The sequence below is a fragment of the Paenochrobactrum gallinarii genome, from assembly GCF_014205685.1.
GTDB classification, from domain to species: Bacteria; Pseudomonadota; Alphaproteobacteria; order Rhizobiales; family Rhizobiaceae; genus Paenochrobactrum; species Paenochrobactrum gallinarii.
This window is the reverse complement of record NZ_JACIIU010000053.1, coordinates 1-4,646: the sequence shown is the minus strand read 5'-3', so window position 1 is coordinate 4,646 and position 4,646 is coordinate 1. Positions and strand designations below refer to the sequence as shown.

Below are 4,646 nucleotides of genomic sequence, written 5' to 3'. Positions count from 1 at the left end.
CTCTCCTCCCGAAGGATACGGTTCTCTTTGCGTAAACGTTCATTCTCACGCAGAAGATCAGTGTCTTGGGTAGGAATTTTAGTTTCATCGGAAATCGACGCGATCCATTTCCCAAGCGTGGAAAGCCCAATACTTAAATCTGACGCAACTTGACGGCGTGTTAAGCCACTGGTGAATGCGATGCGAACTGCATCACGCTTAAATTCATCACTATACTTTAATGACATATATGGTCTCCTTGATGTCAAATAATGCTCTCAAAAAGACCGGAACGAAACCGAGGCAAGACCATGTCAAAACTGTCTCATTTGAACGAATGGGCTTATGGAGTTGAATGAATGTCGAAAGCGTGCTGGGTTGGAACTGAGGTATAAACCTCACAGCTCGAATCGCAGAGAAGACAGCTGGATTTAGCATTTTTTTAACTTAGAAGTTGGAACGCAACTGCTCCATTCTGTATTTTTGGTATTACGATCATCGTCTATTCAAAGCTGGGAATTAACTCGTCAACTCGGTCTTGGAGCTTTATGATGGCTGCCTTGACGTGTTGCGAAGCTTGCATTAGTAGCGGTATCAAGAGGCCATTTATCAATGATTGGTGAATGCTACAATCGCCCAATTTCCAGCGGTCATCGAACTGATGTTGCGGTATATATTGGCAGTGATGTTCTTGTTGGCGAATATCACTGCGCAAAAGTTGTCGCGATTGTTTTTGGAGCTAGGACGATGGAAAATTCGGCAGATCAGTTACCATTAGTGTCGATTATTATACCCGTAAAAAATGGACTGCCAGCGTTTCGAACGGTGATCGAAATGCTGTCGCTTCAAGAACTTGATGCGACTTTCGAAGTTATTATAATCGATTCTGGATCAAAGGACGGCTCAATTGAAGCTATCCCCGTCGATGATCCACGATTTCGGTTGATTGAGATAACATCATCCGACTTTGGTCACGGTAAGACACGAAATCTCGGAGTTAAAGAAGCTCGAGGGGAATTCTGCGGATTTCTTACGCATGATGCAATTCCACTTAATGAATATTGGTTGGCGGAACTTATTCGACCCTTACGTGACGACCCGGAAGTTGCAGGCGTATTTAGCCGTCATATAGCACATCAGGGTGCCTCTCCGTTCACCCAATGGGAGCTTGAGACCCATTTTACCAACTTAAAGCAATGGCCAAGAGTAAAAATAGAAGACGCGCGCGAATACGCTCGAAATCTCGGATTGAGGCAAGTTTATCATTTCTACTCTGACAATGCGTCATGTTTACGCAAAAGTGTATGGCAAGAAATTCCTTATCCGGATGTGGATTTTGCTGAAGATCAGTTGTGGGCAAAGCAAATCGTAGAAGCCGGATATACGAAAGTATTTGCTTGGGAATCAGTAGTCTCTCATTCACACGATTATTCAATATGGGAACGTTTACAGCGCAGCTATGACGAAGCAAGAGCCTTTCAAAGACTATTCGGTTATCGATTATGCGAGACAAAACTCTCGGCTCTATCTAGCGGTTTGAGAGCTACGGTGCGCGATTTACGGCTCGCAATTCGGCATCGTTGGATTTACCGTTACCCCTTAGCGACAATTAAAATGCCATTTGATAATTTGGCTCGGCAGATTGGCTACTACGTTGGGTCTACAAGATTAGATTTAGATCCGGGTTATGTGAAGATGCTTTCGCGAGACAAGCAGATACAGTCGAAGTAGCTATAATAGGTAGGACACGATGATTGCAGAGAATGTCAAGCTTTTAAAAAAAGTTATTAAACGAGACGGATACCGCATTGCTGCTCGCAAAATTTTTGCTCGTCTCAAAGCACAAGCACCGGTTGCTGATGCTTATAAAATTAACACAATAAAACGTTATGAGTTTCTTCTTGGCGAGGAGCAAGGGTTCGGACTGAAATTAACGTCCACAAACTTGCCAAAGGACTCTATGACTTGGTTGATACCAGATTTTGAGGCGCACTCTGGTGGTCATATAAATATTTTTCGCATGATTAAACTACTGCGTCGTCGTGGCTTTCCATACCAACATGTAGTTATTATGGAGCCGCATCGCTGGGCTTCAGTCGCTGATGCGCAGGCTGCGATAAACCAAGCATTTGGTGATCATGGAATAACCGTCTCACTTGGAGTTCGCTCTATTGAGCCTTGCACTTTTCTTTTCGCTACCGGTTGGCAAACTGCGTACTGGGTGTCAAAGTACAAGGATGCGATCCACAAGCTTTATTTTGTTCAAGATTTTGAGCCTGATTTTTATGCGAGTGGGAGTGAATATTACTTTGCGGAGAATACTTATAAGCTCGGTTTAACTGGCATTACTGCTGGAACTTGGTTGGCTAGTAAACTTGAACGCGAATATGGGATGAAGACGTTCCCATATTCGTTTTCTTGCGACACTAGCTTGTATAAGCCTACTCCTAGGGCAGACAGTAGTTCAAAGAAAATTTTCTTTTATGCGCGGCCAGTAACGCCTCGTCGTTGCTTCGAAATGGGATTGCTTGCTCTAAAGAAGGTTTGCGAGGCAAATCCAAATGCCACTGTTGTCTTCGCCGGATGGGATGTCAGCGGCTACGACATCTCCTTTCCTCACATTAATCATGGGACTGTGGCCGTGCATGCATTACCAGATCTTTATTCTCAATGTGATGTAGCTTTAATCCTATCATCGACCAATCTTTCACTTCTGCCACTTGAGGTTGCGGCGTGTGGGTGTCCGGTGGTACTCAATGATAGTCCGCAATCTAATTGGCTACTTTCTAAGGATCAGGCGATCTATTGCGATATGAGTGTGGAATCAATATCTAGTGCCATTATAGAAGCGCTGGATAACGAGCAGCGAACAGCGGGTTTGGCCAATGCGGCCTTCGACTTTGTCCGCGGAAATAGTTGGGATGAAGAAGCCGCTAAAGTAGCCGTTTTTTTGCGGTCGATAAGTGAATAACGGCAGAGAAGCTTCTATACATCTCTCATGATCGTACTGCGTTGTGAGACATGGTATTTTTTATCATGCGATATAGTAGTCAGTTAACTAATGAACTGTCTTGGGCGTTAATCCCGTCGGCTTCATAACATGCCGTGGAAGTTGATATTTTGAGGAGTGGCAATGATCGGCATTTATGGTGCAAATGGCTTTATTGGTCGCCATATAGTCAGGCGTTTAGCCAACGGAGATCGACTAATTCGGGCGGTGTCGCGTAAGTTTGACTCCGATTTCAAATATTCATTCGGTGATAGTGTGGGGTTCGTAGAAGCTGATCTGAGACAACCATTGGATATGGCATCTACACTACAGGATGTTGATACGGTAATACAGCTGGTATCAACATCCAGTCCGGGAATGAAAAACGATCACGCTATTGCGGATATAACCGATAATGTAATACCCCATGTTCAGTTTTTGCAAAGCTGTGTTAGGGCCGGAGTGAGGCGTTATATATTCCTTTCTTCTGGTGGCACAGTCTATGGGCCGGGTGTCGTTGTTCCTACACCAGAAACTAGTCCTACAAATCCTATAAATTCTCATGGGTTAACAAAGTTAACAGTCGAAAAATATATTCAGATGCATGGCTACGTGGATGGCCTTGAATACATTATTTTACGTGTGGCCAACCCTTATGGTCCAAATCAAGTGTTCCGCAAAGGGCAGGGATTGATTCCGGCAATTTTGGATCATTGGCGTAAGGGGCTGCCTGTAAGGGTATTTGGTGATGGAATGGCGCTGCGCGATTACATCTATATTGATGATCTAGTTGATGCTATCGAAGCCGTGATTAAATTGCCAGGGAAGCCGCAGTTAACCATTAATATTGGAAGTGGAGAGGTGCATTCGGTGATTGACGTCATCAGAGCAGTGGAGTTGGCGACAAAGCACCAGTTTAAGCAAGAGCGAATTGAGGCTCGTACAACAGATGTTGATGTTGCCAGCTTGGACATTACAATGGCCAAAGAAATACTCAATTGGACGCCCAAAACGAAATTCCAAGACGGAATACGGTTGACTGTGGGTGACTGACTGGCCCGAAAATTTTAATAAGGAAATGATCAGGCAGGTCTTCATAAAATCGCTATATGCTACGAAAGATAGTATCGAAAAACAATTACCCTGAAGCTCTCAATGGCGCAAATCAATTGGATCAGCCAAATAACGGGGACGGTAAGGATCATCGACTGATGTCCTCTCATTATACTTGGGGTAGCTACGGATAAAATAATTGCAGACACTAGTAAGTACCGTCCCTGGACGCCGTAAACTGCAGGAGCTCCCACCGGAGTGTAGTAAAGATAGAGTGATGCAAATACTGCGGCTGAGTAAATGACGCAGGAAGAAAACAAAGATAATTGCAGTGGTTTGTCGTTGGTTTTTATTTCAAAAATATGTGCGATCGTTGCTATGGATATTGCTGCTATCATAGCTAAATAATACCACTTCGGCATAGGGGTATCTAACCAACCAAAAATTCCTACTGCACTTTCTATATAAAATGTGGAACGTGTAGCTATGGTTTCCTTTGCTATTTGAAAAATAGAGAAGGGGTTTTGACGTGAGCCCCGCAAACTCCTCCAGATTTTGGTAGAGTCCAATCCTTGGTAGGAGATGGACAATGAAACGCTCACGGTTTTCAGACGAACAGATAATC

The 4,646-nt window shown here is 44.0% G+C and carries 5 protein-coding genes; 3 read left to right on the top strand and 2 right to left on the bottom strand.

The genetic code is table 11. The features are described from left to right. The coding region (locus FHS77_RS15595) for a transposase (protein ID WP_184224844.1) at positions 1-227 on the bottom strand (227 nt) is incomplete at its 3' end. Between the two features lie 364 nt (positions 228-591). Here FHS77_RS15595 and FHS77_RS15590 point away from each other — a divergent pair. From FHS77_RS15590 to FHS77_RS15580, 3 genes are all read left to right on the top strand, one after another. Then, positions 592-1,710 (top strand): glycosyltransferase family 2 protein, encoded by a 1,119-nt coding sequence (locus tag FHS77_RS15590; RefSeq protein ID WP_184224843.1) that lies wholly within the window; start codon positions 592-594, stop codon positions 1,708-1,710. Between the two features lie 19 nt (positions 1,711-1,729). Beyond that, on the top strand, positions 1,730-2,950 hold the full coding sequence (locus FHS77_RS15585) for a glycosyltransferase family 4 protein (protein ID WP_184224842.1): 1,221 nt from the start codon (positions 1,730-1,732) through the stop codon (positions 2,948-2,950). Positions 2,951-3,112: 162 nt separating this feature from the next. Next, positions 3,113-4,021 carry an NAD-dependent epimerase/dehydratase family protein gene (locus FHS77_RS15580; protein WP_184224841.1) on the top strand — a complete coding sequence of 303 codons (909 nt, stop codon included), beginning with the start codon at positions 3,113-3,115 and terminating at the stop codon, positions 4,019-4,021. A gap of 59 nt (positions 4,022-4,080) precedes the next feature. Here FHS77_RS15580 and FHS77_RS15575 read toward each other — a convergent pair. Continuing rightward, a partial coding sequence (locus FHS77_RS15575) for a DUF2142 domain-containing protein (RefSeq protein ID WP_210307172.1) occupies positions 4,081-4,646 on the bottom strand: 566 nt, incomplete at its 5' end.